Genomic DNA, 26,553 nt, shown 5'->3' with positions numbered 1-26,553 from the left:
CGTCCCGTATAATAAATTCACGGAACGACGGAACCATTTACCGGCTGCTTCGTCTACTTTCCGAGGTGAATCGCTTGCAGTTCGATTATTTGAAGCATGTCACGGACGGCTTGGACCGTCACGCGGTGCTGGACGAGCTGATGGCCGCGTACGGCAAGGACGTCTGGCATTTCGCTTACTTCATCACGCATTCCCGGGAGATGGGGACGATATCGCTCAGGACGTATTCGTGAAGGTGTTCCAGCAGCTGTACGACTTCCGCGGGCAATCGTCGATCAAAACCTGGCTGCTGGCCATTACCCGCAACACGGCGCGCGACGTGCTGCGGTCGGCCTGGGTGCGGCGGGTCGTGTTGTTCGATACGATCCGTTCGCGCGCGCAGACTTCGCCTTCGGCGGAGCGGGAGAGCATGGACAAGCTGATGGCCGAGGAGATTTGGGCGGTCGTCTTGAAGCTGCCGCGCAAGCTGCGGGAAGTGCTTCTCCTGAGCAGCAACTACGGGCTCTCCATGAGCGAGATGGCGGACATGCTTCGCGTGTCAGCCGGGACGGTGAAGTCGAGGCTGCACCGCGCCCGGGCGGCGGTCAACCGCAAGCTGGGCCAGGAAGCGCATTGGGCCGGGGGAGGAAGAGTGGACATGAAGCAGCCGGGTTACGAATGGGAGCGGCGCCTCGCCGGAAAGCCCCCCGTGAAGAATGGGTTCACCTCGGAACTTGAGAATAAAGTGAGGGAACGCATTCGCATGACGACGACGACGCGACGACGCGCGCCGCTCCGAACGGCGGCCGCGCTGCTGTGCCTGGCCGTCCTGCTCGCCGGGGGCTGGCGGTTCGGGGACGATCTGAAGCAGCTGCTGCAGCCGCGGCCGCATGCCGACGTGCCGGCGGCGCTAAGCAAGGATCCGCTGGCCGCGAAGGAATACGACCTGAAGGTGCAGCAATTCGAGATGAACAACACGTTCGAATATTCGTTCAAGAAGCCGTTTAATATCCGGCATCCCTCCGTGAAGCTGTCGATCGCGGAATCGCCCGACGCGCTGTACGGGGATCCCGGCAAATTCGAAGCGTGGTTCGACGCCGAGCAGCCCGACGTCGTGCAGGTGCCGTATAACGTCTACGCCAAGCTGGCCGCCGACGGAAGGCTGAAGCCGCTCGACGTCCTGGCGAAAACGGACAAATCGGAGACGGGGACGCTCTACGCGCCGCTAATCGAGCTGCTGCGCCAGGCCGGCGGGAACGGCGAATTGTACGGCCTGAGCTATGATCTGACGTCCACGGCGCTCTACGTGAACGAGGAGCTATTTGCCGCCCGCGGCGTGCCGCTCCCCGAAGGTCCCGTGACCGCGGAAGAACTGCTGCAACTGGCCGCGCGGTTCCGGGGCGCCGGCATCAGCGGGTTGGCCGCGGTGAACCGGTCGAACCCCTTCGCGACCGTCGCCGTCGCCGGCCAGACCTCCGGCTTGCAGACGATCGTCGACCAGAACGGAAGGCTGCGGGCGAAGGTGGACTCCGAAGGGTGGAAGCGCGTCTGGACGACCGTCGTCGACGGCTACCGGACGGGCTGGATGAACCAGGCGAAGCCGGTTCAATACGGCAAGAACGGAACGACCATGGCCGACATCGGCAAGCAGGATCCGTTCGCGCTCGGGGAAGTCGCGATGACGCTCAGCCAGAGTTACTACTACGGCAATCTCAAACAGTACGAGCAAAGCGGTATCATGCATTTCAATTGGCGGACCGTTCCGATTCGCCTGGACCCGTCCGCGACGAACCAGGAAGCGTATCTCGGCACGTCGACGGTGTATGCCATTAACGCGAAGTCCGCGCAGGCGGATGCGGCCTGGGAGCTGCTTCGCTTCGTGGCCGGCGGAGCGTGGCAGCGGAATGTGGATCCCACTAGCTATTTGCATCAGCAAGTGTTGGCTGCACCGACCTCCATGGACCAAGCGTTCCGCAAGGAGTGGGAGGCTTTCTACGCCGCCGCGAACGTCGATTCCGCGAAGGCGGCGTCCGGCTTGGCGGCAAGCGGCGACCCGCGGCTCATACAGGTCAATCAAGTCGTGTACAAGCTGGGCGGCGAAGCCATGGATGCGATTCTGAAGGACGGCAAGTCCGTCGACGACGCCCTTGCCGATTTTCAGAGCCGGCTGGACGCCCGACTGGCGGTCATCGGGAAAGGGGGGCAAGCGCCATGACCGCGATGGCCACCATGAGGAAGCCCGCGCACAAGCCATGGGCCGCGTGTCTCCGTCTGCTGCTGCCGCTGCTGCCGGTCTTCGGGCTGCTGCTCGCCGCCTGCGCCAGCGGCGCGGACGGGGCGGGATCGGCCCCGAGGGAAGTCGTCATCGGGATGGCGAATAAGAGCGCGTATGCCAGCGCATACGGGGACTATCTGTCGGCGGCTTTCCCCGACTTCAAGGTGACGCTGGTGGAGATGGATCCCGATTATAAGAACCCGCTGACCGACGAGCAGTACGAGCGCAAGCTGAACGAGGAACGACCGGATCTGCTGCTTGGCTATGACATCCATTACAAGCGCCTCGCCGCCGATGGGCTGCTCGAGGATTTATCGCCCCGCCTGATCGACGACAAACTGAAGGAAGCCGATTTCTACCCGGGGATGATCGAGAAGATGAGGCGCGACGGAGATGGCGGCCTGTATGCGGTCTCGCCGACCTTTCAAGCGTCGGCGCTCTACTACAACGCGGACTTGTTCCGCACATACGGCGTCCCCTTGCCGTAGGACGGGATGACGATGAAAGACGTCTTCGTGCTGGCGGCTCAATTCGGGAAAGCCGGCAGCGGCAAGGACGGCGTCGTCGGGTACCATCAGCCGTTCAGCAGCATGCCGCACAACCTGCTCTTCTCGTTGTCTACCCGGGACGGGCTGCGCCCTTACGATTTCCGGACCGGCAAGGTGACGATGGATACCAGATCCTGGCGGGAGATCGTCGAGACGGTCGCGGCGCTCTACAAGAACGGGACGTTCACCATGCAGAACGTCGCCGGCGATACGGTGGACGGCGAGGTCTGGTACGGACCGGAAGACGTGAACGAGGCGGATCTGTTCAAGAAGGGGAAGTCGGCCATGACGATCGGGGGTTACAACGCCATGCAGGGCATGCCCTTCGAACTCGGCATGGTCACGCCTCCGGTCAGCTCGGCGGGGAACCGCTCCGAAGATATGGGGGTCTATACCTACATGGCGATTCCGTCGGGCGCCGAGCACGGCGATACGGCGTGGGAGATGATTCGTTTCATGCTCGGCGATTATGTGGCCAAGGTGCGTTCCGGGCTGCAGGAAGAAAGCGAGCTGCCGACCCGCAAGTCGTACATGCAGTGCGACCGCAACCCGCTGCTGCCGAAGCTGTACGAAATTCTGCCGGGACTCGGCCAGTCCTATTCGCTGGAAGGGTACGACCCGAAATTCACGACGCTGTTCTCCGAGCTGGAAGATCGCGAGATTGCCGCCGCCGTTAAAGGCGAACGAAGCGTCGACGGCGTCATCGCCGCCATTCAGAAGGAAGGCCAGGCGCTGATGGATGCGGCAAAACCGAAGAAATAATGGCGCGCATCGCCCAAATTCTGCGTATGCCGTATTCCAATCCGCGGGTAATATGGTATAGTGAAAGAAGATGAGCCTAATCAGGCAAAAGGAGCCGGCGGCAACCGACTCCTCGCGCGACTCACCGCTTTAAGGGCGGAAGGCTCAGGAAGATATGGGAACTATAGTAGACCGCATACCTTTGCGAGAGGGCGGTCTATTTTTTTTTGAGATAAGAGAGCAGCGCGAGAATAAACATGCCGAACGTAATCATCAGCGTTATCGCGTCTTTGGTCTCCATGGCATCACCTCCCCTCGGGGAGACTAGCCGACCGCCCTTGCTAGCCACTCATCGCTTCTTCATTATATACGAACGTAAGTTCGCATGTCTATGGTTATTTTGGGACATGTTTACAGAGACTTCGCAAACAATCGTGGGGCCGAGCGAGCTGTCGTTCCTCGAAAGGGAAGCGGCGTCGATCGCGCTCTCCGCAAGCGACGGCGGAAGCGGCTTGCGATCGTTGACCGCATCCTTGAACGGCAAGCCGGCATCCGGCACGGATGCCGTAGCGGTTTCCGCAGATCCGCTCGGCCTCGCGGCCGGAACGTATCCGATCGTCGTTACGGCGACGGATAATCTCGGCCATCGGACGACGCGGACGTTCAGCTTGGAAATCACGATGGAAGTCGCGCAATTAGACGAACTGATCGCGCTCGCGCATACCCGCGGTTTGATCGCCGACAACCTCCAAAAGGATTAAGCGAAAGGCAAGCTGGAAGCGAAGGATTTCAAGCAGCTGGAAAAGGATATCAACAAGCAAAAAGGCAGCAAAATCGACGCCGCCTTCGCGGATCGGTTGCTGCAAAGCATCGAGGCTCTGAAGCGTTCTTCGTAAGCATAAGCAAAAAACCGGCTTGCGGAAGCAAGCCGGTTTTTGATTTCGTTCGCCCGTCCCGAATAACCCGTGAGCCGAGAATAGGGTTTGTATTGCGAGCCGCTTTTCATCGCGGCTTTCTTTGTTATAGGCTCGCATTCGCGATAAATCCAAATATAGGCGCAACAATGCGGAGCTGGTTTCGTCTATTCGGATGCGGGAAGAAAAAAAGGAGGATGAACCATGCATGTACGAGTCCTGTTGGCGTTGATCGTAGGTTTCGCCGTCCATGCGGTCTTCGCAGGAACCGCGGATGCGCAGGCGGAAGGGCAACGCGAGATACCGATCCATCTCAAAATCGATCCCTACTATATTCTGTATACCCAGCCCTCCGCACCCTTCGTTGATGCCGATAACCGCTTGCTTTTGCCGCTTCGGGCGTATCAAGACTTGATGGGCGGAACGGTTTCGTACGAGCGTTCGACGAAGGCGGCAACCGTAACCTTACTCGACCATGCGTTTCGCATCACGATCGCTTCAAGAACGGCGATCGTTGACGGCAACATGATTACCATGGATACGACGCCCGTATTAAAAGGCGGCGCTATGTTTTTGCCGATTCGATTTTTTCTGGATCGCTCGGGCATAAACTATCATTGGGATCATAACCTGCAATTGCTTCATATCACGGATGAACGAGTGGTGAAAGGGGAGCCGTTTACGGATTTTGAAGGGAATGACTCTACATCCGGTCATGAAGATGGTGCGTTACACTTAAGCTCCTTTGTCATGACCCCTCATTCATTGTCAATTACGGCGCATAACCGATCGGGGAAAGATATTCCAAAAGGAAAATCGGATATTCATCCCTTGGTCACCTTCAAAAACAAAGGCGGGTTTTCTACCGATGCCTACACCAGACCGGTTTATCCGGAGTTGCCCGAGGTAAAAAGAGGCGCTTCCGTTACCGTTACTCAACGTTTTGATCTTCAAAATGCCGCCTATATCATTTCCGTTGGAAGAAGAGCGCCTTAACGTCATGGCGAGGGCTTTTTTTATCGTGCCGCAACTTTCGAAATCTGGAAGCGTCTGTAAAATCAGGGAGCGCGCGATTTGACGGAAAGGTTGGTGGACATGACAAGGAAACGGACAAGGGGCATGCTGCTTGCGGCCGTGCTGCTCGCGGGGACGACGGGAAGCGCCGCGGTTTCGGCGGCTGCGGCGGCAACGGCCGATGCGCCGCGGCTGACTGGCAACGGCTTGCCGATGCTGGACCCGGCCTTTGGGAATGATGCGCATTTTATGAAAGCGCTCGCTTTAGCGCTGTACAAGGAGAGCCCCGTGACCGCGTATTTGCCGACGCGGCTGCCCGACTCGGGCTGGCGCTATTATGGGATGCGGAGCCAGCTTACAGAGGATGGCTACAAGCTGACGGCTTATCGTTCAGCCAAAGCAGTGCCCGCCGAGACGATGCTGCTTGGAGCGGAAGCGGCGGCCGTGCCGGCAGCTTCCGATGTGCTGTATCGGCTTGCTGCAGGTCATGCGGCTGAAGCGGGATTGGCGGTGCCGGCGAGCGCAAAGCTGGTTCAGGGCGACGGGACGGTCGGCTGGAAGTTTTGGAGTAGCGGAGCGGATGCGGAGTCGGAAGAGCAGCTCAGCCGCAAATTCGCCGCGTTAGTAAAGACCGGTGCGCCGGTGAGCGGCGCGACGGGAACGGTGCTCGTAACGCGTGCGGATGATGGGAAATTGACGTACTCGGCAAGCTGGACGAATGATGGCCGTACGCACTACTCGTTTGTCGGATATGGCTCGCTTGACGATTTTGTCTCGATGCTGACCAGCTTTCGCCCGGTCATTAACCTGTTCGACGCGGCCGATATTGTGCTGCTTCCCGACGATATGCAGCTGAACCTGCAACCGGGACGCGGCAGCATGTTCGTGCCGTACGAGAACCGGTTTGTTTCGCTGGCGAAAGCGCCCCTGGTTAAGAACGGCACGGCGTTCTTGCCGCTACGGGATATCGCGAGAATCATAGGCGGGGAAATTCAGTACGTTGCAGAAGGAAGCGGCAACGCTGTGTATGTCTCGCGAAACGGCTGGCAGAACGAGCTTAAGCTCCGGCTGAGCACGGGCGACGTGTTCCGCAAGGGCGAGAAGCTCGCGACGGTCCCGCTTGTCGTGCAAGAGGGGACAACGCTGGTGCCCCTTCGTTTTATGTCCGACCTGTACGGACTGCCCGTTACGTACGATGCGGCTTCCCAAGCGATCACGGTACATCGGGCGAACTGGTTCACGAACCATGCCGTACCGTCTGTCGGCAGCGGCGCGGACTATAAGACCTCGGTGCTCAGCGTCGGCGGACCGCCATTTACCTATTCCAACGGGCGGCTGGGACAAGGACCCGTCTGGGGCTACGAGCAGCGTAAGCCTCCGCTCGGGTACAACAGCTTGAAGTATCAGGTCTATCACGTAGGCGTGCCGCTGCTGCCCGGGGACAATTCGTTTGTGCTGCGCGATATGCAAACGAAGCGCGTGATTGACAGCATTCCGCTGCGGACGACGATGACGGCTGCGGATGTGCCTTTTCGGACGGACGGCGCTATGCTCGCGGATGGCTTGAAGCCGGATCTGCGGTTAACGGGCAGCAACGGCAAATCATGGCCGGGCGGCTATGCGGAAATAAGCGACGGCGCCGCGGTCGATCTGGCCGGCAAGGGCTGGAGCTACGACTACGTTCAATTGAGTTACCGATTCGGCGAATTAGAGAGCAAGCGCGTTCAGATTCCCGTGAAAGACGGAACGTTGGCGTATCGCTTGATCCCGAACAAAGGTCCGGGCACCTATGAAGTAACGCTCTACACCCCGCCGGGCATCATGCCGGGAATGGGCGAAAAAGCCGCTGCGCCGCTGGTCCGTTTTGTTGTCGTAATCCTTTAGACGGCTCATATTCCTCTTTTTCGCAATGGTAGGGTTGGATGGTCAAGAGAACCGTAATGGGAGTGGGAAACGAATGAAGTTGGATATCGCGGCCATTGTCGAACAACTCGGGCTTGACTCGGCTAGATTCGGCGAATGGAAAAGCAAGGCGCTTGAGACGGAGCAGGCCTGTATCATCCAGGCGCGTTCATTTGAGGGGATTGAAAATGAATGCGCTCTTCATCCAATAAACGGCAACCCCCTATGCACGGACGCGCCGAATTCGCCTTGATCCTTGATGCGCGCATTTCTTTCGATCCTCCATGAAATTCAAAGCCAGTCCGATCGATTCCTGGATCGGACCGGCTTTTTGTTTGCTCCGGGACGACTTCAGAATAGCGCTAAGAGAACGCCGAGAGAACGCCGATAGAACTCCAAGATAACGACAGCTCTTTCAACGCGAAACATCGTATATTTTTACCCGAAATCGTACTTTTGTATATATAAACCGGCTCCGATTCACTCTAGAATAGATATGTAAGCCTTTTCAAAATCGTTGCGCGCCACAGGCGCGGCGACGGTACGCGAATGCAAATCCGTAGCTATGGAGGCTGAAGATGGAGCGGACGAAGATCATCATCGATACGGATATCGGCGACGATATCGACGACGCGCTGGCGATCGCCTTTGCGCTGGAGTCGCCCGAGCTGGACGTGCTCGGCATTACGACGGTATTCAAAAACGTGACAGCGAGGGCGAAACTAGCGGTTCGGCTGCTGGAACATGCCGGACGCTCGGACATTCCCGTCTACGCCGGCATCGGCAGTCCGATGCTGAACAAGGCGGACGTGAACGAGATCCCGAACCAATACGCCGAAGAACGCGACGGGGAAGCGTCGGGGTTCGGCACGAACGGCATCGACTTCATGATCGATACGATCCTGAAGTTGGACGGCGGGATTACGCTGGTGCCGATCGGCCCGCTGACGAATATCGCGATCGCCATCCTGAAAGAGCCGGCGCTCCGAAGCAAGGTGAAGGAAATCGTCATGATGGGCGGCTGCTACTACAGCCATCTAAGCGAATGGAATATCAGATGCGATCCGGAGGCCGCGAGAGTCGTGTTCGAATCCGGCATCCCGATCAGGGCGGTCGGCCTGGACGTCACGGTGCAATGCGTGCTGACCGCGGAAGACGTGGACCGGCTGACGACCAGCCCGAAACGGTCGGCCGCGTATCTCCCGGAGCTGCTCGCCAGGTGGCGGAAGGTGACGGACCACCATCCGATGCTGCACGATCCGTTGGCCGTCTGCGCCGTATTCGACGATCGCCTGCTCGAATTCCAACAGGACGACATCGTCGTGGAGACGCAGGGCGAATTTACGCGCGGGCAGACGTATAACCGCAGCGCCCTCTACTGGCGCGGCGGCGCGGACCGGTCCGTCATCCGGGCCGCGAAGCGCGTCGAGGCGGAAGCGTTCCTCAAGCTGTATATGGACAGGGTGTGCCACCGAAGCCATGACGCCATGGCGCAACGACTCGCGGACGAAGGAAGGGATAGCGGTTGAACAAGCACGGTATTCTCTATGAACTCCGTAAGAATCGAACCTTATTTCTCATGGCGCTGCCCGCCGTGCTGTTGGTCCTCTTAATCTCTTACATCCCGATGGCGGGGATCATCCTGGCGTTCAAGGACTACCGCTTCGATCTCGGCGTGTTCGGCAGTCATTGGAACGGGTTCGAAAACTTCAAATACTTCTTTAATTCGGGAACCGGGCTGCGGGTCACGCGCAATACGATTCTGTACAATTTGCTCAATCTGGCGACCTCGCAGCTGTTTGCCATCATGATCGCCATTTTCATTAACGAGATGCGAGGGAAGTATTTCAAGAAGGTCTCGCAATCGATTATTTTCCTGCCCTTCTTCATCTCATGGACGATCGTCGGCGTCTTCGTGTACAACATCTTCAACTACGAGACCGGGACGCTGAACTCGGTGCTGAAATCGCTGCACATGGACCCCGTCAACCTGTACAGCACGCCGACGGTATGGATCTTCATCATCTGTTTCTTCAATTCCTGGAAGTGGGTCGGCTATACGTCGGTCATTTATATCGCTTCGATTCTCAGCATCGACGCGGAATGCTTCGAGGCGGCCGAAATCGACGGCGCGAACGTGTTTCAAAAAATCTTTTATATTACGATTCCGTCGATCAGCCCGACGATCTTCATTATGTTCCTGCTCAACATCGGCCGGATCCTGCGCGGCGACTTCCAGATGTTCTACCAGATCATCGGCAATAACGGCCAGCTGTTCGATTCCACCGATGTCATCGATACGTTCGTCTTCCGATCGCTGCTGACGAGCGGCGATATCGCGATGCCGGCCGCGGCGACGTTCTATCAATCCGTGCTCTGCTTCGTCATCATTATGGTGGTGAACGGCGTCATTCGGAGGACCAGACCGGACAACGCGCTGTTCTAGGATGCATGCCCGAGCAGTGAGCGGAGCTCACGACCAGGCAGGATGCATGCCCGAGCAGCGAACAAAGTTCGCGACCAGGGGTAAGCCGAATACGTTTTCGCCAGGAGAGGAGATTTATGGAGAACAATCTTGCTATCGACCGGACGGGAAGGATTCCAAAGACGGCAGGCGCGAATTTGCTATTCAACGTGATCAGCTACACGGTGGTGAGCGTGGCGGCGATCCTCTGCCTGCTGCCGTTCGAAATCCTCATCTCCGGCTCGTTCACGGACGAGAGCGCGATCGCGCTGCACGGCTACGGCATCCTACCGAGCGATTTCTCGCTCGAAGCGTATCGCGTGTTGTTCAAGTTCCCGCAAGCGATCATACGGGCCTACGGCGTATCCATCTTCATTACGGTGGTCGGGACGGTCATCGGGCTATTCCTGACTTCGATGACGGCTTACGTGATGAACCGCAAGGATTTCAAGTACCGGAACAAGCTGGCGTTCTTCTTCTACTTCACGACGTTGTTCAACGGCGGCATTCTGTCGACCTATATCTTCTTCGTGAAGTACCTGCAATTGAAAAACGACATGCTTTCCTTGATCCTCCCGCTGCTGATCAACGTGTTCTACCTCATCGTGATGCGGACCTTCATCAGTTCGATTCCCGATTCGATCAGCGAATCGGCCAAGATCGACGGAGCGGGAGACTTCACGATCTTCATGAAGCTCATCCTGCCGCTTACGAAGCCGGGGCTGGCCACCATCGGCCTGTTCTATGCCCTGGATTACTGGAATGACTGGTACAACGCGATGCTCTACATTACCGACGTGAACAAGTACCCGCTGCAATATTTGCTGTTCTCGACGCTGCAATCCGCCGAGGCCATCTCGCGGATCTCCAAGATGGCCAGCGTTGCCGCCATTTCCGTTCCGACCTTGTCGCTCAAGCTGGCCATGGCGGTAATCGCGACGGGGCCGATCATTCTCGTCTATCCGTCCGTGCAGAAGTATTTCGTCAAAGGCCTTACGGTCGGCGCAATCAAAGGATAACGCCGGATGATCCGGTTTATCGCATAACGACTATTTCAAGGGGGATGCGTATGAGAAGATCAAACGTATTAACGCTGCTTCTGGCAATCACGCTCACGATGGCGATTGCGCTAACCGGCTGCGGCAATAACTCCGGAAATTCAAACGCCGATTCGGGCAGCGGCGGCAATTCGGGCACGAACGGCAACGCAAGCGCCGGCGGCAATGCGGGCGGCACGACGGATAACGCCGCCGGCGGTACCGGCAATGGCGCGGCGAAGCCGGATATCGACCTGTCCAAGCACGTCGACCTGACCATGTACCTGATCGGCTCGCCCGCCCGGGATTACGACATGGTGCTGGCCGAAGTGAACAAGAAGCTGGAGAAGGACTTGAACGCGACTTTGAAAGTCAACTGGGTCGGCTGGGCGGATTACGGCACGCAATATCCGCTGCTTCTGGCTTCCGGCGAACCGATCGACCTGATTTACGCTTCCACGTGGACGAACTTCTATCAGAATGCCCGGAAGGGCGCGTTCATGGATATTAAAGACCTGGCGAAGAAATACGCGCCGAAGAGTCTTGCCCAGATCACCCCGGACTTCTACAAGCAGACGGAAGTGGACGGCCACCTCTTCGCCATGCCCTCGGAGTTCTATCAGTACGGCGATATGGGCTATATCGTCCGAGGCGATTTAATGAAGAAATACGGACTGACATCCATCGACGGCATCGATGATTACGGGAAATTCATGGATGCGGTCGTGAAGAACGATCCGCAGCTCGATCCAAGCGGCGATATCAGCTCATCCGGCGGTCTGGAGTCGTATTATGCGAATGCTCAAGGCTATTACGGGATCCTGTCGAGCCAGTTTTCCCCGTTCTATATCAACATGGACGATGCCAATCCGAAGATCTTTAACTTGTACGAGACGGACGGCATCCTGGATTACTTCAAGAAAATGAAAGAGTGGGGAGACAAGGGCTACTGGTCGAAATCGATTCTCTCCAACAAAGACGATAAAATGTTAACGGAAGGGAAGGCCGCGTCCAAACTGCATAATCAAGATTCCTGGAGCGGCGTATACATGGAGCACCCGGATTGGGACGTCCAATTCTATCTGAACAGCAAGTACACGTATAAAACGCAAGCGATGCAGGACGGCATGGCGGTACCGGCTTCGTCCAAGAATCCGGAACGCGCGCTGATGCTCCTGGAATTGCTGCGCACGGATCGCAGCTACAACAATCTCCTGACGTACGGCATCGAGGGCAAGCATTATGAAATTACGGCCGACAATAAGCTGAAACCGCTGGATCTGGACGGCTTCGCGCCGGATGGCTATTGCTCCTGGGGCTTCAAGGCGCCAGAGCTCCGCTATGATGTCGTCGGGACTCCGCCGAACAACGCCGAAGTGCGTCAGAAGCTGGCGGACCGGGCGAGAGAGAATCCGTACGCGCTCTTCACGCCGGACTTCGAGCCGGTCAAGAACGAAATGGCCGCCGTCACCAATATCGTGCAGCAGTATTCGTTCCCGCTCAACTACGGTTACGTGAAGAATCCGGAAGAAGGACTGAAGACGCTCCAATCCAAAGTCAAAGCCGCGGGCTCGGAGAAGATCATGGCCGAAATGCAGAAGCAGTTGGACGCGTTCCTGGCGGCCAACAAGTAAAGCCATTCAATCAATCGGAAGGTTCAGGAGGGATGACATCCCTCCTGAATCTTTTGTTCACCGGAAGCGATCCGGGATCCGGATCTCGACGGACGTGCCGTTGCCCGGCGACGAGCGGTAGGCAAGCCCGTATTCCTGGCCGTAGCAGAGCTTGATCCGGTGGTCGACGTTGCGGACGCCGTAGCCTTGGACTTCCTCGCCGGCGATCCCGTTCGCAAGCAGGCGCTCGGCCTGTTCCGAAGGCATCCCCACGCCGTCGTCCGCGACCGTCAAGACGATCTCGCCCATCTCGGGATAGCCGGTAATCGCAATGGTGCCTTCCTTGCCGTCCCTGGCCTCGAGGATGCCGTGGATGATGGCATTTTCAACGAGGGGCTGAAGGATCAGCTTCAGGACATCGCGGCCGTATAAGGCGGGGTCGATCTGAACGTCCAGCTTGATTTTATTGTCGAACCGCAAATTCTGAATCTGCACATAGGCGCGGATATGATTGATTTCGTCTTCGATGCTGACGATGTCCCTGCCCTTGTTCAGGCTGAGCTTATAGAACTTGGCGAGCGATTGCGAGATGACCGCGATGTCGGGCACGCCGTTGTCGATGGCTTTCCAGTTGATCATCTCGAGCGTGTTGTACAGAAAATGCGGGTTGATTTGCGCCTGGAGCGCCTTGAGCTCGAGATTCTTGATTTCCTTGCCGTTCTGGTACTGCTCTTCGACGAGCAGCCGGATGCGTTTGACCATGTGGTTGAAGCTGTCGGTGAGCTCGCCGATCTCGTCCCGACTCGCGGACTGCGCTTCCACGTTCAGCACGCCTTCTTGCACCAAGCGCATTTTTTTCTTGAGCAGCAGGATGCGCTTGACCGTCGCGCCGGCAATCAAGTAGGCCAATCCGTAGGAGATCAGGCCGCAGACGAGCATCAAGACGAGCATGAGGTCCCGGATTCGGATGCTCTGCGTCAGGATTTCCGTCATTGGAATCGCCGTCACCATCGTCCAATCCGTATTCTCGACCGCTCTTGTCTTGATGACGTAATCGCTGCCGCCGATGGCCGCGTTTCTCCATGTCGGGCCATTGGTTTGCGCGTCTTGAGTCAGCGCCGGATTCGGGTTGATCCGCCGGAAATTGTCCATGTTGGAGCAGCTTACGATCGCGCCGTTCGCGTTTTGAAGATAGACGGCGCCGTCATTCGTGATATTCGCTTTCCGCAGGATGTCTTCGATCAATTCCTTGAGAATGTTCAGCTCGATAATGCCGATGATTTCCGTCGTCTGCTCGCTGTTGCGGATCTTGCGGAGCAGCGAGATGACCGGTACCGGGTCGAGATTGCTGTTGTTGTTCGTGATCGCATGTTCCGGCAGCCAGCTGACCTTATCCTTGGAAGCCAGCAGCGCCCGGTAGCTCCCGGTCTGGGAGAAGGCGTCCATGTCGAAGAAGTTGAAGTTCTGTCCCGCGTACATCAGCCACCCCGGCACGTACAGACTGGCCCGGTAGACGTCTTCCGCATTCTGAAAGCTGTTCAAGAAAGATTCCAGCTTCCGTCTGTCGATATTCTGCTGGACGTAATCGTCCCCGAACGCCTGCTTGTCCCTGGTCAGCATCGTCTGCACGTCGGCGTTGAAATAGATGACGTCGGAGGCTTTGATCAGCGTGTTCACCTTATAGCTTAGGAACGTGTAGGCCTGGTCGAACGACAGATCGGCGGAGTGAAGGATCTGCTTCTCGTAATCGCGCGATACGTTCTTGTACGAGAACGAAGTCATCAGCGCAAGCGGCAGGAAGATGAGGATGAAATAGGAGATCAGGAGCTTGCCCCGAATATGCAGGTTCGTGAACCATCCGGTTATCGTCCGCAGCGGGTTTCTCACGGCTTATGTTTTCTCCTGAATTGCGTAGGCGTCATGCCGGTGATCTTCTTGAAGGCCTTCGCGAAATAATTGGCGTCGTTGTAGCCCGACAGATCCGCGACCTCGTACAGCTTGGATTGCGGCTCCATCAGCAGGTCCGCGGAACGCGCGATGCGGACCTCCGCGATATATTCGCTGATCGTCTTGCCCGTCTCTTTCCGGAACAGCGACGACAGATAGGTCGGCGTCAGGTGGACGTGATCGGCCAGCATATTCACGGTAATTTCCTTGTCGCTGTAATTGCCCCGGATATACTTCTTCACGTCCAGCACGGCTCTGCAGTTGGATTCCAGGTTCGCGATGCGGTCGAGGAGAACGGCCGCCCTGCGCAGAAAGTAGTCCTTCAGCTGCTTGAACGTGCTGATCTTGGACATGACCGCCCAGTCGTATTCCACCTGCCCGGCGCCGGACGGGCTCAGGTGCAGGCCGCGCTTCTCGCCTTGCTCCGCGAGCAGGCGCAGCATGCGGTAGAACAGGCTTCTGACATCGTCGACCGGCGTGCCGGTCTTGGTTCGCATGGCCTGATACAGCTGCTCCGCAAACGACAGGATCGCCCCCTTGTTCGGCTCCTGCAGCAGCTTCTCGTAGGCATGAAAGAGTTCGGGCGTGATCGGGTATGCGGCGGTCGGCTTGTCCGCGGCATCGACCATCGTGCCGAAGTCGTAGTAGAACAGCCGGCTCAGGAACCCGGCCGCCGTCTCGTAGGATGCGCGGATTCCAGGCCAACCGGGGGAAGTCATGCCGACGATCCAGGATACCTTGGGGGATGGCGGGTACTGGCTCAGATGCTCCGCAAGCAGCGGGTAGACCGCCGCCAGCTCGTGCCGGCGTTCCGGCCGATGGGCGGAGATAACGACGATGCGGGCGGAATCCTGGATGGCCGCCAGGTGCGTGAAGCCGTTCGAAGCCCGATGCAGATAGTCGACGATCCGGTTGAGGCCGCGCAGGTCGATCGCGTTCGGTTCGCCGTCCTCATGGGCGGGGACGAGGATGGAAACCGTATAGGAGCTGCCGGGGGCGAAGGAGACGCGGGCAAGCTGCAGGCTGCGTTGCAGTTCGTCGTCGTCGATCGGGCCGCGAATGAGCCCGCTTACGATCGTCTGCCTGATGAACGGCAGGCTCTCGGACAGCGCCAGGTTCAGATGATCGGCTTTCAGATGCTCCAGGCACAGCTGCACGGCCTTGGCGATCACCTCCTGCAGCTCGTCGAGGTTGATCGGTTTCTCGACGTAACTGACCGCGTTGATGCGAATGGCGGCTTTCAGGTATTCCTTGTCGGAATGCCCGCTCAAATAAATGATTTTGCAAGCGGGAAACCGTTCGCGGACCGAGGCGGTGAAGTCGATGCCGTTCATGCCGGGCATGCGGATATCCGATACGACGATATCGGGCCGCAGGCGGCGGGCCGCTTCGAGCCCTTCAATGCCGTCCTTGGCCTCTTCGACGACCCCGATGCCCAGCTCATGCCACTTGATATGTTTCATCAGGCCTTGTCGAGTAGCGGTCTCGTCTTCGACGAGCAGAAGCTTAATCATGCGATTTCACTCCCGATTAGGTAGTCGCGGCCGGACGCCCGCCGCGCGGGGGAACCATGCGGACGCGGCGAACGACGCGGTATTCCGAATGGTCGTTCCCTCATTTGAAAACGATTACATCTAAGGAAATTATACGTGATCCCGTCGGATATTCACAGGGACGGGGAAGGGCAATCCGCAAGATTCGAAGAAGTAGAGGAGCAAGAGGTGATGACGGTGGAAGAATCGCTTGCGCGCATGAAGCATAAGCACGGAAGATTGATCGACGGAAGGCGGCATTACTGGGACGTGGAGAAGCTGTGGGCGCTATCGAAGGACCTGCCCGTTCGGAGAATCAAGCTTGAATCCATCCGGGAGCTCGATCAGGATTGTTGGTTTGCGGATAGCGGGAGCAGGCCGGTCCCGACGATTCGCAACGTCGCGTTTCATTGCGCTCGGATTATCGGCGCGAACATGGCATACCCCGTCTTGCTATGCGCCGAGGGGCGATTGATCGACGGGGGACATCGAATCGCAAGGGCGTTGATCGAAGAAAAAAGCGAGATCGATGCCGTCTATATGACGCTGCCGCCGGCGGATGCGATTCTATGATCGGATAACGCATGTCGATGCAGCTTTGCCTAATCGTCGTTTGGCGTACGAGGGATCATAAAAGGCCAGCCGGTCGCTCGCGACCGGCCGGCCTTTTTCTTTTGATGGCCCCGCGCGAACGGCCCGCCGGCGCGGCGTCTACACGAGTCCGCGTTCCATCGCTTTGACGATGAGGGCGGCGAACAGACTGTTGGACCACGCGAACCAGGGCCGGGTGAAGACGGCCGGGTCATCCGGGTGGAAGCCCTCGTGCATGTAGCCGGTGTCGGCGTCGGTGTTCACGAGCATGTCGATCAGCTCGCGGATCTCGTCGTCGTCGTCGGAGGTCAGGGCCTGCATGGACAATGCCATATGCCAGACATAGCCTTTCGGCGTGTGCGTGCTGCCGATGCCGCGCGCATGCGTCCCTTCGAAGTAATACGGATTGTCGCGGCTTAGCGCGAAGCGCCTGGTGTTCCGGTAGATGGGATCGTCGGGTCCGTTACGAACATGTTGTTCGGGATGTTGTAGCCGAACAGGCAGGCGTCGTCGCTTGGACGGAAGCCGGACCATGTCATGCCGGTGTAGTTGACGGGAAGTCCGCGGCCGTCGTTCTGAAGCGTCTCGGTTTCCTTGTCGGTGTCGCGGACGAACCGGTACGGCGACCGCTCCATATGCCGCTGCTCGGTCAGCATGACGTTCACGATCGACGTGAGCGCGCGGTAGCAGGTGTCGGTGAACGCGTCGACGCGGCCGGTCTCCTGCCAATAGCCGTACAGCAGCTGCACCGGGAGAATGCCATCGGCATGTCTCTTTAATTTGTATGAACATTATAACGTTATGTTCAATTTATTGCTAGGATGTGTTAAGCTTTACTCGATCAAGCCGGGCATGCAGCCCGCCGGCACGGAAAGGAAGGATGCTCGGACCCATGGGAATTGTACTGCGCAGCATGAAACGGTTGAATGGACAAGTATCCGACATCGTCATCGACGAAGGCAAGATCGCCGCGATCGTTCCGCCGGGGACGGGCGAAGGCGAGGTCGTCGCCGAAGGCGGCTATGTATCCAGCGGCTGGATCGACATGCACGTGCATGCTTTTCCGACGTTCAAGCCGTACGGAGACGCGATCGACGAGATCGGGGTGAAGCAAGGCGTGACGACGATCGTCGACGCCGGGAGCTGCGGCGCGGACCGGATCGGCGAGCTGCGTGAGGCCGGGCGCCGGTCGGTCACGCGGCTGCTGGCCTTCCTGAACGTCTCCCGGATCGGCCTCGCGCGCATCGACGAGCTGTCCCGGCCGGAGTGGATCGACGAGGCGGCGGTACGGGAGGCGGCGCTGGCTTACCCGGACTTTATCGTGGGGCTCAAGGCGCGCATCAGCCGCAGCGTGGTGAAGGAGCTGGGCATCGAGCCGTTAAGGCTGGCCCGCCAATTCTCCGCGGCGACGGGGCTGCCCTTGATGGTGCATATCGGCTCCGGGCCGCCGGCGATCGGCGACGTGATGGCGCTGCTTGCGCGCGGCGATATCGTCACGCACTATTTGAACGGCAAGGCCAACAACCTGTTCGACGCGCAAGGACGGCCTCTCCCCGCGCTGACGGACGCGGTGGCGCGCGGCGTGCACCTGGACGTCGGCCACGGGTCGGCGAGCTTCTCGTTCCGCGTGGCGGAGCAGGCCCGGGCGGCAGGCGTGCCGCCGCATACCATCAGCACGGACATTTACGAGCGCAATCGGCTCGAAGGGCCGGTCTTCAGCTTGGCCGACGTCATGAGCAAGTTTCTCGATCTCGGCTACGGCTTGCGGGAGGTCGTGGGCGCGGTGACGGTGAACGCGGCCGCCTGGCTGGGCCGGCCCGAGCTCGCCGAGCTAAGCGTCGGCGGGGACGCGAACCTGACGGTGTTCGAGGTCAAGCAGGGCGGCAAGAGGCTGACGGATTCCGAAGGGGAGACGCGAACGGCGAGCACCTATATTCAAGCCAAGGGAGCGGTGATCCATGGATCGTACTTTGCATGCTAAATACGGATTGAAACGGGTCGTCAACGCCAGCGGGCGCATGAGCATTCTCGGCGTCTCCGCGCCGACCGACGGCGTCATGGCGGCGATGAAGACGGGCGGCCAAAGCTACGTGGAAATGGCGGATCTGGCGGACAAGTCCGGCGCGTACGCCGCGAAGCTGCTGAACGCCGAAGACGCGGTCATCGTCAACTCCGCCTCCAGCGGGATCGCGATGGCCGTCGCGGCCGTCGTCACCCGGGGCGACGAGCGGGCGAGCCTCAAGCTCCATCAGGAGCTGCCCGAGCGCAACGAGATCGTCCTCTTCAAGGGGCACAACGTCCAATACGGCGCCCCGGTCGAGACGATGGTCGCGCTCGGCGGCGGGAAGCTCGTCGAAGTCGGCTACGCCAACGAGGGGCGCAAAGCGCATCTCGAGATGGCGCTGGGCGCGCGGACGGCTGCCATTCTGTTCGTGCAATCGCATCATTGCGTCCAGAAGAACATGATCAAGGTCGAGGAGGCCTGGGAAGTGGCGCGGCGCCGCGGGGTACCGCTGATCGTCGACGCCGCGGCCGAGGAGGACCTGCGCAAGTACCCGGCCTGCTCGGACCTGGTCATCTACAGCGGCTCCAAGGCGATCGAAGGCCCGACCTCCGGCATCGTGGCGGGCAAGGCGGACTACGTGAGCTGGGTGAAGACGCAGCTGCACGGCATCGGACGGAGCATGAAGGTGGGGAAGGAGTCGATCTTCGGCCTGCTGCGGGCGCTGGACGAGTACTTCGAGAAGGACGACACGAGCGAGCAAGAGCGCGCCGCGCTCGCGGCGCTGGACGCGCTGGGCGCGCTTCCGGGCGTTGGCGTTCGCATCGTTCAAGACGAGGCCGGCCGGGCGATCTTCCGCGGCCGGGTCAACATCGACGAAGCGGCGGCGGGCTTGTCCGCGCGGGCGGTCAACGACGCGCTTCGCGGCGGCGATATTGCCGTGTACACGCGGGATTACGGCGTGGCGCAGGGGTATTTCGACATCGATCCGCGCTCGCTGCAAGGCGACGATCTGGCGGTCATTATCGGCCGCATTCAAGACATTATCGGAGGGAAGCACTAATGGCGGACATTCGTTCCCGGTTGTACAGAAACAAAGCGGCGCTTAACGTGCTGGCGGGCAGCATCGACAACGCGCGCGAGATCTACGAAGCGGCGGAAGGCCGCGTGATCGTCGGCGTGCTCTCCAAGGCCTATCCCGACGCGCCGTCCGCCGTCGCGGCGATGAAGCAGTACGGCGCGGCCATCGACGATGCGGTATCGATCAGTCTCGGCGCGGGCGACAACCGCCAGGGCGCGGTCGTGGCCGAGATCGTCAAGTCGTACGCGGGCAGCCACGTCAACCAGATCTTTCCGGCCGTCGGCGCCACCAGCGCCAACCTGGGCGGCCGGGCGGGCTGGATCAACGCGCTGGTGTCGCCTTGCGGCCGGCCCGGTTACGTGAACGTCTCGACGGGCGTGTTCAGCGCGGCCGCCGCGGATCAAGCCGTCGTTCCGGTCAAGGCGGCGATCGCGCTGGTCCGGGACATGGGCGGGCATGCGCTGAAATACTTCCCGATGCAGGGCTTGAAGCTCGAGGAGGAATACCGCGCGGTCGCCAAAGCCTGCGGCGAGGAAGGCTTCGCGCTGGAGCCTACCGGCGGCATCGATCCGGCCAACTTCGCGAAGATCTTGGAGATTGCCTTGGAAGCGGGCGTGCCGCAGGTCATTCCCCACGTCTATTCCTCGATTATCGATCCGGCGAGCGGCGATACGCGCGTAGAGGACGTGCGGACGCTGCTCGGCGAGCTGAAAGCGCTGGTCGACCGGCATGTCTAGCATCGCCGCGTTCGGCGAAGTGATGATGCGCCTGGAGACGCCCGGCTTCACGACGCTGTCCCAGAGCGGCAGCCTGGCGTATTCGTTCTCGGGGACCGGGGTCAACGTGGCCTCGGCGCTGTCGCGCTTCGGCCATGAGACGTACCTGGCCAGCACGCTGCCGGACAATTCGCTCGGCGACGCCGCGCTGGCGCATCTGCGCAAGCTGGGCATCGGGACGGCGTTCGTGAACCGGGGAGGCCGCTACATCGGCATGTATTTCCTGGAGCACGGCTTCGGCCTCCGCCCGAGTCAAGTGACCTATACGGACCGGCTCGGCAGCAGCTTCAATACCGTTCCGCGCGACGCGGGGGATTGGGAGCGGATAGCCGAGGCGGCGGACGCGGCGCATTTTTGCGGCATCGCGCTGGCGATGAACGAGCTCGCGCGCTCGCAAATGAAGCAATTGGCCCGCGCGGTCAAGCGCCGCGGCGGCAAGGTGATGTTCGACTGCAATTACCGGCCGTCGCTCTGGGGCGAAGGCGGGCACGCGGCGGCGGCGCCGCATTATCGCGAGATGCTGGAGCTGGCGGATCTCGTCTTCATGAACGAGAAGGACGCGCTGCTCACGCTCGGCATGCCGAGCGGCGGCGCCGACCGCCTGGCGCAGCTGCGCGACCTGATCCCGCAAGTCGCGAAGACATACGGGATCGAAGCGATCGCCGGCACGCACCGGCAGGTGAACGGGGACAACACGCATACGCTGGCCGGCTATTTCTACCGGGAAGGGACGTTCCGGTTCGCCCAACCCTCGACGTTCTCGGTGTACGACCGGGTCGGCGCCGGCGATGCGTACGCGAGCGGCATCATTCACGCGTGGCTGCGCGGCGACGATCCGCAATACGCGGTCGATTTCGCGACCGCCGCGGCCGCGCTCGCGCACACGGTGCACGGGGATACGCCGCTGGCGTCGGAGGCGGACGTGGTGAAGGCGCTGGCCCGTACGGCCGGCGATATCGTGCGTTAACCAGGATGACGAAGAAAGAGGAGCCGGGATGACCATCACGCGCAAGAAGGGCCCGCTGTATTTGCAAATCAAGAAGATCGTCAAGGACCGCATTCTTCACGGGGTCTATCCGCTGGGCGGCCATATCCCGCCGGAGCCGCAGCTGGAGAAGGAATTCAACGTCAGCAAAATGACGGTGCGCAACGCGATCCGGGAACTGGCGGAGGAAGGCTACGTCGCGAAGAAAAGCGGCGTCGGCACCATCGTGCTCACCAACGTGTCGGTCTCCCGCCTCTCCAAGGGCAAGCGGTTCACCGAGCTGCTGGTGGAGGAGGGGCACCGCTTGGAGAAACGGATGCTGTCCATGACGCGCGCGCGGCTGGAGCCGGGGACCGAGCTGCACGGCCTGCTGGGGCCGGAATCGATCCGCATCGAGCGGCTGTACGTGCTGGATGACCGCCCGTATCTTCACATCCGGCACGAGGTGGCCGCGGCCCTGCTGCCGAAGGCGGAGCGGGACGCCGGCGAGCCGGCGTTCGAATCGCTGTACGATCTGCTGGAGGAGCAGGGCGTCGTGCTGGACAACTTCCGCGACGCGTTCTCGGTCGGCATGGCCTCGGCGGAGACCGCGAGCCTGCTCGGGATTCCGCCGGGGTCGCCGCTGCTCGTGCGGCAGCGGCGCACGTACGACCTCGAAGGGCGGCTCATCGAGTACAGCACGGGCTATTACCAGACGGAGCTGCAGCCGTATCTGGTCCGTTACGACGCGTAAAGCCGGCATGAGGCCCCGTTTCCGCGCGCATGAAGAAGGACCGTTGGAGTTCGAACTCCGACGGTCCTTCTTTTCCGTTAGGGTACGCGATTCGAACGGCTGCGGCACGCTATTCCGCGCGGTCAGTCGATCCAATTACCCGCTTGGAGCAAGCGGAACATGACTTTGGCGGTCGCTTCGCGCGTCGTCGCTTCGGCCGGCCGGAAGAAGCGGCTGCCTTGTGTCTCGACGCCGTTCATCAGGCCGGCTTCGGTGACGGCCCGAATCGCGTCGGCCGCATAGGCGCCGAACGTCCCCGCATCGGCGTAAACGATGCCGCCGCCGGCCGCCGGCTTCGCATGCAGCAGCGTAAGCGAGCGGTTCAGCATGACGGCCATGTCTTGACGGCTCACGGGCGCGTTCGGAAGGAAGCGTCCGTTGTCGCCGGTTACCAACCCGGCCGCGTGCGCGGCGGCAACCTCGGCGGCGAACCAGTCGTTGTCGCGCACGTCCGCGAACGGCGCCGCTGCGCCGGGGGTCTTCAGGCCGAGCGCTCTGACCAGCATCGAGGCGAACTCGGCCCGCGTCACGTTGCGTTTCGGCGCGAAGGCGCCGGCGGACGTGCCGTTCATCACGAACTTGGCGGCGAGCTTCGAGATCTCGTCCTTCGCCCACGAAGACCCGATATCCGAGAACGCGACGTCGCGTACCGCCGCCGCATAGGTCGAGAAGCCCGGACGCGCCACGGTCACGATCGTGCCGCCGTGCTTGCCGGCCTTGAAGGTTGCGGCCGCCGGACGTACGGCGCCGTCTTCTTCGTACAGAGCGCCGGCCGTCGCGGCGGGGACGTCTTCGGCGATCAGGAAGGCGCGCGTCACCGTGTCTTGGACGGAGAGCGGAATCGGCGTCTCGCGGTCGTCTTCGACGCCGACCGCTTCGAAGGCGATCGGCGTGCCGACGACGCGGGCATCCGGATAAGCCGCCTCGAAGCGCTTGACGGCATCGCCGTCCTTCTTCATTCGAATGACAAGACCCGCGTCCTCCGAGAGGCCGCCGAGCGCGGAAAGCGGGAGCGCGACGGATGCGCCGTCCAGGGCGAACACGACCGAGCTGCCCGTCGGCGCGGCTTTCAACCGCTGCGCTTGGGCCGGCGTGAAGCGCAGCGCCGCTTCGCCCGCGTCCGCGGAGGAGGCCGAGGCGACGAGCGCGACCGGTTTCGCCGCGCCTTCAAGCGCGCGGTCTAACGCGGCATCGTCAACGGTCGCGGTCAGCACGCCGTTAGCCGCGCTTGTCTTCGCGGCCAGCGACACCGGCGTTTGCGCGGCGCCGATAACCGATGCCGCGACGTCCGCGCCGCTATCCGCCGGCGCCGCGTCCGGCGTTTGCGGCGTACCGGAACCAGGCTGACCGCCGCCTCCCGGATTGCCGCCTCCCGGCTGACCGTCTCCCGGGCTGCCGCCCCCCGGGTTCCCGTCTCCCGGCTGACCGCCGCCGGTATAATCGTTGTCCACGTTGATCGTGATATTGGAGAAATGGACGGCGGATGTGAAGCCGTAGACGGAAAACGCCGTAACGGCGGAGAGCACGTACTGTCCGTCGGGCAGCGAAGGCAGATCAAAGATGCCGTTCGCGCCGCTTGATCCGTCCAGATAACTTCCGTTAAAGTCTTCGATGACGTAATCGCCCTTCGACATATAGGAATCGAAGCCGTTCTTGGCGCTCCTCCAGTCCGCGAGCAGCCCGTAATACCGGCCGTCGTTGTCGAGCAGGGCGAGCTGCAGGACATTATAGCCGCCGCCGTTGTAATGCAAGGTAATGTCGATCGGCGATTGCGGAGATACGATCCTGTTCGTGACGTCGATGCCCCCGAACGCGTTCTCGTTATCGAGCGACTTCTTCCCGACGTGGAAGACGAACGGGAGGCGGAGGGTCGGAACGCCGTCGCTTTCCAGCACGACGGTCCCTTCGTACACGCCCGGCTTGGCGTCCGGCTTCGCTTCGACGGACAAGCCGAAGGTACGGGCTTTCCCCGAGCCGACGGCGAGCTTGCCGTCCGCATCCAGTCCGGTCAGCTTGACGGAGACGCCGTCCCAGTCCGGGGTGCTGACGTATCCGGGCTTATTGGTGAACGCTTGGTGAAGCTCCGTCTTGGCGGCGTAAGTCACCGTCTTGCCGGTCACGCTCTTCAGCTGAAGCGTGCTCGCGGCTTTCGCGTCGCCGGCCGGATCCACGACGCCGAAAGCGACGCTGCTGGCTTCGCTCGGGAGCGTGACCGGCTTCATGTCCTTGTCCATGATCGTAATTTCGTCCAGCGATTTCAACAATGCCGCCGTATGCAGGGCATGGGTCAGATCGGCGCGCCCGGCGCCTTGCGAATAAGCATCGTACGGCGTGCCGTTCTCGTCCGCCAAGGGATCGGACGTATTCGCGAGCGCCGCCCGGATGTCCGAAGGCGTCCAATCCGGAAATTTATCCTTCAGCAGCAGCGCGAGGCCGGCGATATGCGGCGTCGCCATGCTGGTCCCGCTGTAACGCTCGTAAGCCTCGGAATAATCGGCATCCGGGTGCGCCGCGCCGTAGGCGGGGACCGACGAGCGGATAAGGTGGCCGGGCGCGACGACGTCCGGTTTGATGCCCAATCTTCCGTCCTGGTTCGGCCCGCGCGAGCTGAATTCCGCCATGGTATCGCCGGGCAGGGAGACGCTCTTGAAGGGCTTGCCGAACGTCAGGGTAACCGGCGCGTCCGGCTGCTGCAGCATGGCCCGAACCAAGGCGCGGCCTTCCTTGCCCGCGAGGTCGAAGGCGGGGATGAAGCCGTCGTATTCGCCTTGGAAGCCCATGTACCCGATCGGGCCGTCCCGTCCCGGAATCGATTCCGATAGATCGACGGTATTCGGCTGAAAGACGTCGCGGGAATCGTTGGTCGTGCCGTTGAAGATGACGACCGCCTTGGCGCCGTGCTGCTTGGCGGAGACGATTTGCCGGCCGTAGGGGATGTGTTGGCTGTCGTGCGTCCGCGTGACGATGACGATTTTGCCCGCCACGTCTTTCCCCTCGTAATCGGCGTCCAAGCCGAAGCCGAGATAGACCGCCGCAATCGGATCCGTCCCGAGGAGGGAAGCGAAATCCGTGCTCCCGGGCGCCCAGGCCATCGCGCGAAGCGCGTATCCCTGTCCCGTCAAGGAGCTGGCGGCGGCCGTCTCGTACGTGTCGATCCGGCTGGTGGCCGCGCCGACCGTAATGCCGAGCTCCGCCGTCGACGGGGAGCCGAGCGAATAATAGTAAGGCGCGTCCATGGCGGCGTTGCCTGCCGCGATGACGGGGACGACGCCGGCGAGCGCCGCGTTGTTGATGGCAACCGCCTCCGCGGAATACGGATCCTTCGTCGCATCGTCGCCGAGCGACAGGTTGATCACGTCCATGCCGTCCTTGACGGCGTGTTCGATGCCGTCGACGATCATGGCCGAGGTGCCGGTGCCCAGCACGCCGCCCAACACTTTATACGCGTATAAGTCCGCTTCGTAGGCGACGCCCTTCTGCAGGAAATGGCCGTCGGCGTTCGCCGCGCGTCCCGCGATCGTGCCGGAGACGTGGGTGCCATGGGCCGTACCCGCGACCAACTCTTCCGGAATGGCAATGTCTTCATAAGGGTCGCCGTCGTTATAGAAGGAATCGTGCCCGCCTTTGAACGCGTCCTTCAGGTCGGGATGCAAGTAATCGATGCCGGTATCGATGACGCCCACTTTGAGCCCTTTGCCGGTGTAGCCTTCCGCCCAGGCTTCGTCAACGCCCAATTGCCGCAGGGGCGTCATATCGATCCGCGGATCCTCCGCGTTCGCCTCGTAGGCTGGCGCCGGCTCCGACGTATAGGTCAAGTTCGGATAGATCGCGCTCACGCCCGGAAGCTTCGCCAGTTGGGCGATGCGGGTGCCCGGCAGCGTGACCGCCATCCCGTTCAGCACCTGATTGTACCGATAGCCGACGTCAAGGGATAAGCCGCCGGCTTTGGCGGATTTCAGGAATGCGGCTTGCTCGGTCTGCACCGCTTTCGCGGTCGCTTCGGCCGCCAGCGTTTTATACCCCTTGCCCGCGGCGTACTTGCCGATGGCGGCGGGCGGAGCGCTCAATTGCACGATGACGCTGACCGGCCCCGCGGAGGACGTGTCGATCTCCGGCGATATTAGGAGGTTGGCCGAAGCGCCGGGAGCGGAAGCCAAGCTGCGCTTCCAATCGTCCGCGAAGGTCTCGAACAGATTCATGTCCGGGTCCGCCGAGGCGGAGGCCGGGATCAAACCGTTCGGCGAAGCGCCGGCGGACGCGGAGTAGGCGGGCTGGAACAGGGAAGCCGCCAAGACGGTCGCGGAGATCACGATGGACGATACCTTAGGAATTCGCTTCTGCATGCTCTTCAAATCCAGGTCCCCATTTCTTAAAAGTTGT

Annotated in this window: 23 protein-coding genes and 1 pseudogene; 18 read left to right on the top strand and 6 right to left on the bottom strand. The window is 60.7% G+C overall.

Annotated features, from left to right (window positions below; genetic code table 11):
* Window positions 1-65 precede the first annotated feature (65 nt).
* Genes BMZ79_RS35645 through BMZ79_RS23335 form a run of 4 tightly spaced genes read left to right on the top strand, consistent with a single transcriptional unit; the run spans window position 66 to window position 3,564 of the window.
* Window positions 66-233 (top strand): hypothetical protein, encoded by a 168-nt coding sequence (locus tag BMZ79_RS35645; RefSeq protein ID WP_371263777.1) that lies wholly within the window; start codon window positions 66-68, stop codon window positions 231-233.
* Window positions 164-2,194 carry an extracellular solute-binding protein gene (locus BMZ79_RS35640; RefSeq protein ID WP_371263785.1) on the top strand — a complete coding sequence of 677 codons (2,031 nt, stop codon included), beginning with the start codon at window positions 164-166 and terminating at the stop codon, window positions 2,192-2,194. The genes BMZ79_RS35645 and BMZ79_RS35640 overlap by 70 nt, the downstream gene beginning before the upstream one ends.
* A complete protein-coding gene (locus BMZ79_RS23340; RefSeq protein ID WP_090644609.1) occupies window positions 2,191-2,742 on the top strand; it encodes an extracellular solute-binding protein in 552 nt (183 codons plus the stop codon). The genes BMZ79_RS35640 and BMZ79_RS23340 overlap by 4 nt, the downstream gene beginning before the upstream one ends.
* A 6-nt stretch (window positions 2,743-2,748) precedes the next feature.
* The gene (locus BMZ79_RS23335; RefSeq protein WP_090644607.1) at window positions 2,749-3,564 is read left to right on the top strand and encodes an extracellular solute-binding protein; all 816 of its coding nucleotides are present in this window, start codon (window positions 2,749-2,751) and stop codon (window positions 3,562-3,564) included.
* Between the two features lie 196 nt (window positions 3,565-3,760).
* Here the strand turns inward: BMZ79_RS23335 and BMZ79_RS35280 are convergent, their stop codons facing one another.
* Window positions 3,761-3,844 carry a putative holin-like toxin gene (locus BMZ79_RS35280; protein ID WP_256253072.1) on the bottom strand — a complete coding sequence of 28 codons (84 nt, stop codon included), beginning with the start codon at window positions 3,842-3,844 and terminating at the stop codon, window positions 3,761-3,763.
* A gap of 106 nt (window positions 3,845-3,950) precedes the next feature.
* Between BMZ79_RS35280 and BMZ79_RS23330 the strand changes: the two genes are divergently transcribed.
* Window positions 3,951-4,304, top strand: a complete 354-nt coding sequence (locus BMZ79_RS23330; protein ID WP_143089054.1) for a hypothetical protein — start codon at window positions 3,951-3,953, stop codon at window positions 4,302-4,304.
* Here BMZ79_RS23330 and BMZ79_RS23325 read toward each other — a convergent pair.
* Window positions 4,239-4,577 (bottom strand): hypothetical protein, encoded by a 339-nt coding sequence (locus BMZ79_RS23325; RefSeq protein ID WP_143089053.1) that lies wholly within the window; start codon window positions 4,575-4,577, stop codon window positions 4,239-4,241. The genes BMZ79_RS23330 and BMZ79_RS23325 overlap by 66 nt on opposite strands.
* An 84-nt stretch (window positions 4,578-4,661) precedes the next feature.
* Here BMZ79_RS23325 and BMZ79_RS23320 point away from each other — a divergent pair, with 84 nt between their 5' ends.
* The 7 genes from BMZ79_RS23320 (at window position 4,662) to BMZ79_RS23290 (ending at window position 12,508) form a co-directional block, all read left to right on the top strand.
* Window positions 4,662-5,453: a copper amine oxidase N-terminal domain-containing protein gene (locus BMZ79_RS23320; protein ID WP_090644599.1), complete on the top strand. Its 792-nt coding sequence runs from the start codon at window positions 4,662-4,664 to the stop codon at window positions 5,451-5,453.
* 318 nt (window positions 5,454-5,771) lie between these two features.
* Window positions 5,772-7,355, top strand: a complete 1,584-nt coding sequence (locus BMZ79_RS23315) for a copper amine oxidase N-terminal domain-containing protein (protein ID WP_256253052.1) — start codon at window positions 5,772-5,774, stop codon at window positions 7,353-7,355.
* 73 nt (window positions 7,356-7,428) lie between these two features.
* Window positions 7,429-7,626 (top strand): hypothetical protein, encoded by a 198-nt coding sequence (locus tag BMZ79_RS23310; protein ID WP_090644595.1) that lies wholly within the window; start codon window positions 7,429-7,431, stop codon window positions 7,624-7,626.
* Between the two features lie 325 nt (window positions 7,627-7,951).
* Window positions 7,952-8,902 (top strand): nucleoside hydrolase, encoded by a 951-nt coding sequence (locus BMZ79_RS23305; protein WP_090644592.1) that lies wholly within the window; start codon window positions 7,952-7,954, stop codon window positions 8,900-8,902.
* Window positions 8,903-9,000: 98 nt separating this feature from the next.
* On the top strand, window positions 9,001-9,819 hold the full coding sequence (locus tag BMZ79_RS23300) for an ABC transporter permease subunit (protein WP_256253051.1): 819 nt from the start codon (window positions 9,001-9,003) through the stop codon (window positions 9,817-9,819).
* Between the two features lie 116 nt (window positions 9,820-9,935).
* Window positions 9,936-10,856 carry a carbohydrate ABC transporter permease gene (locus BMZ79_RS23295; protein ID WP_090644587.1) on the top strand — a complete coding sequence of 307 codons (921 nt, stop codon included), beginning with the start codon at window positions 9,936-9,938 and terminating at the stop codon, window positions 10,854-10,856.
* A gap of 50 nt (window positions 10,857-10,906) precedes the next feature.
* Complete coding sequence (locus BMZ79_RS23290) at window positions 10,907-12,508, top strand: ABC transporter substrate-binding protein (protein ID WP_177222290.1); 1,602 nt, start codon at window positions 10,907-10,909, stop codon at window positions 12,506-12,508.
* A gap of 57 nt (window positions 12,509-12,565) precedes the next feature.
* Here the strand turns inward: BMZ79_RS23290 and BMZ79_RS23285 are convergent, their stop codons facing one another.
* Together BMZ79_RS23285 and BMZ79_RS23280 are read right to left on the bottom strand one after the other, a co-directional pair.
* The gene (locus tag BMZ79_RS23285; protein ID WP_090644581.1) at window positions 12,566-14,374 is read right to left on the bottom strand and encodes a cache domain-containing sensor histidine kinase; all 1,809 of its coding nucleotides are present in this window, start codon (window positions 14,372-14,374) and stop codon (window positions 12,566-12,568) included.
* Window positions 14,371-15,948, bottom strand: coding sequence for a response regulator transcription factor (locus BMZ79_RS23280; protein ID WP_090644580.1), 1,578 nt, complete (start codon window positions 15,946-15,948; stop codon window positions 14,371-14,373). Before BMZ79_RS23280 ends, BMZ79_RS23285 begins: the two co-directional genes overlap by 4 nt.
* A 210-nt stretch (window positions 15,949-16,158) precedes the next feature.
* Here BMZ79_RS23280 and BMZ79_RS23275 point away from each other — a divergent pair, with 210 nt between their 5' ends.
* Window positions 16,159-16,539 carry a chromosome partitioning protein ParB gene (locus BMZ79_RS23275; RefSeq protein WP_143089051.1) on the top strand — a complete coding sequence of 127 codons (381 nt, stop codon included), beginning with the start codon at window positions 16,159-16,161 and terminating at the stop codon, window positions 16,537-16,539.
* 138 nt (window positions 16,540-16,677) lie between these two features.
* On the opposite strand, the pseudogene BMZ79_RS23270 reads toward BMZ79_RS23275, so the two are convergent.
* Window positions 16,678-17,306: pseudogene (locus BMZ79_RS23270) on the bottom strand (glycoside hydrolase family 125 protein); the annotation flags it as partial.
* A gap of 143 nt (window positions 17,307-17,449) precedes the next feature.
* On the opposite strand from BMZ79_RS23270, the gene BMZ79_RS23265 reads away from it, so the two are divergent.
* From BMZ79_RS23265 to BMZ79_RS23245, 5 genes are read left to right on the top strand one after another with little or no spacing between them, the layout of a single operon-like run.
* Window positions 17,450-18,538 (top strand): amidohydrolase/deacetylase family metallohydrolase, encoded by a 1,089-nt coding sequence (locus BMZ79_RS23265; protein WP_090644574.1) that lies wholly within the window; start codon window positions 17,450-17,452, stop codon window positions 18,536-18,538.
* On the top strand, window positions 18,516-19,622 hold the full coding sequence (locus BMZ79_RS23260; protein WP_090644571.1) for a DgaE family pyridoxal phosphate-dependent ammonia lyase: 1,107 nt from the start codon (window positions 18,516-18,518) through the stop codon (window positions 19,620-19,622). The genes BMZ79_RS23265 and BMZ79_RS23260 overlap by 23 nt, the downstream gene beginning before the upstream one ends.
* Entirely contained in the window at window positions 19,622-20,377 is a 756-nt protein-coding gene (locus BMZ79_RS23255; protein ID WP_090644569.1) for a 2-dehydro-3-deoxy-phosphogluconate aldolase, read from the top strand. The genes BMZ79_RS23260 and BMZ79_RS23255 overlap by 1 nt, the downstream gene beginning before the upstream one ends.
* Window positions 20,370-21,383, top strand: a complete 1,014-nt coding sequence (locus tag BMZ79_RS23250) for a sugar kinase (protein WP_090644566.1) — start codon at window positions 20,370-20,372, stop codon at window positions 21,381-21,383. The genes BMZ79_RS23255 and BMZ79_RS23250 overlap by 8 nt, the downstream gene beginning before the upstream one ends.
* A gap of 28 nt (window positions 21,384-21,411) precedes the next feature.
* Complete coding sequence (locus BMZ79_RS23245; RefSeq protein ID WP_090644564.1) at window positions 21,412-22,134, top strand: GntR family transcriptional regulator; 723 nt, start codon at window positions 21,412-21,414, stop codon at window positions 22,132-22,134.
* A 122-nt stretch (window positions 22,135-22,256) separates the two neighbouring features.
* On the opposite strand, the gene BMZ79_RS23240 is transcribed toward BMZ79_RS23245, so the two are convergent.
* On the bottom strand, window positions 22,257-26,516 hold the full coding sequence (locus tag BMZ79_RS23240) for a S8 family serine peptidase (RefSeq protein ID WP_177222289.1): 4,260 nt from the start codon (window positions 26,514-26,516) through the stop codon (window positions 22,257-22,259).
* Between the last annotated feature and the right edge of the window lie 37 nt (window positions 26,517-26,553).

This window comes from Paenibacillus sp. UNC496MF, from assembly GCF_900113915.1.
GTDB classification, from domain to species: Bacteria; Bacillota; Bacilli; order Paenibacillales; family Paenibacillaceae; genus Paenibacillus_Z; species Paenibacillus_Z artemisiicola.
The sequence above is the reverse complement of the archived record's forward strand: the minus strand, read 5'-3'. Positions and strand labels throughout refer to the sequence as shown.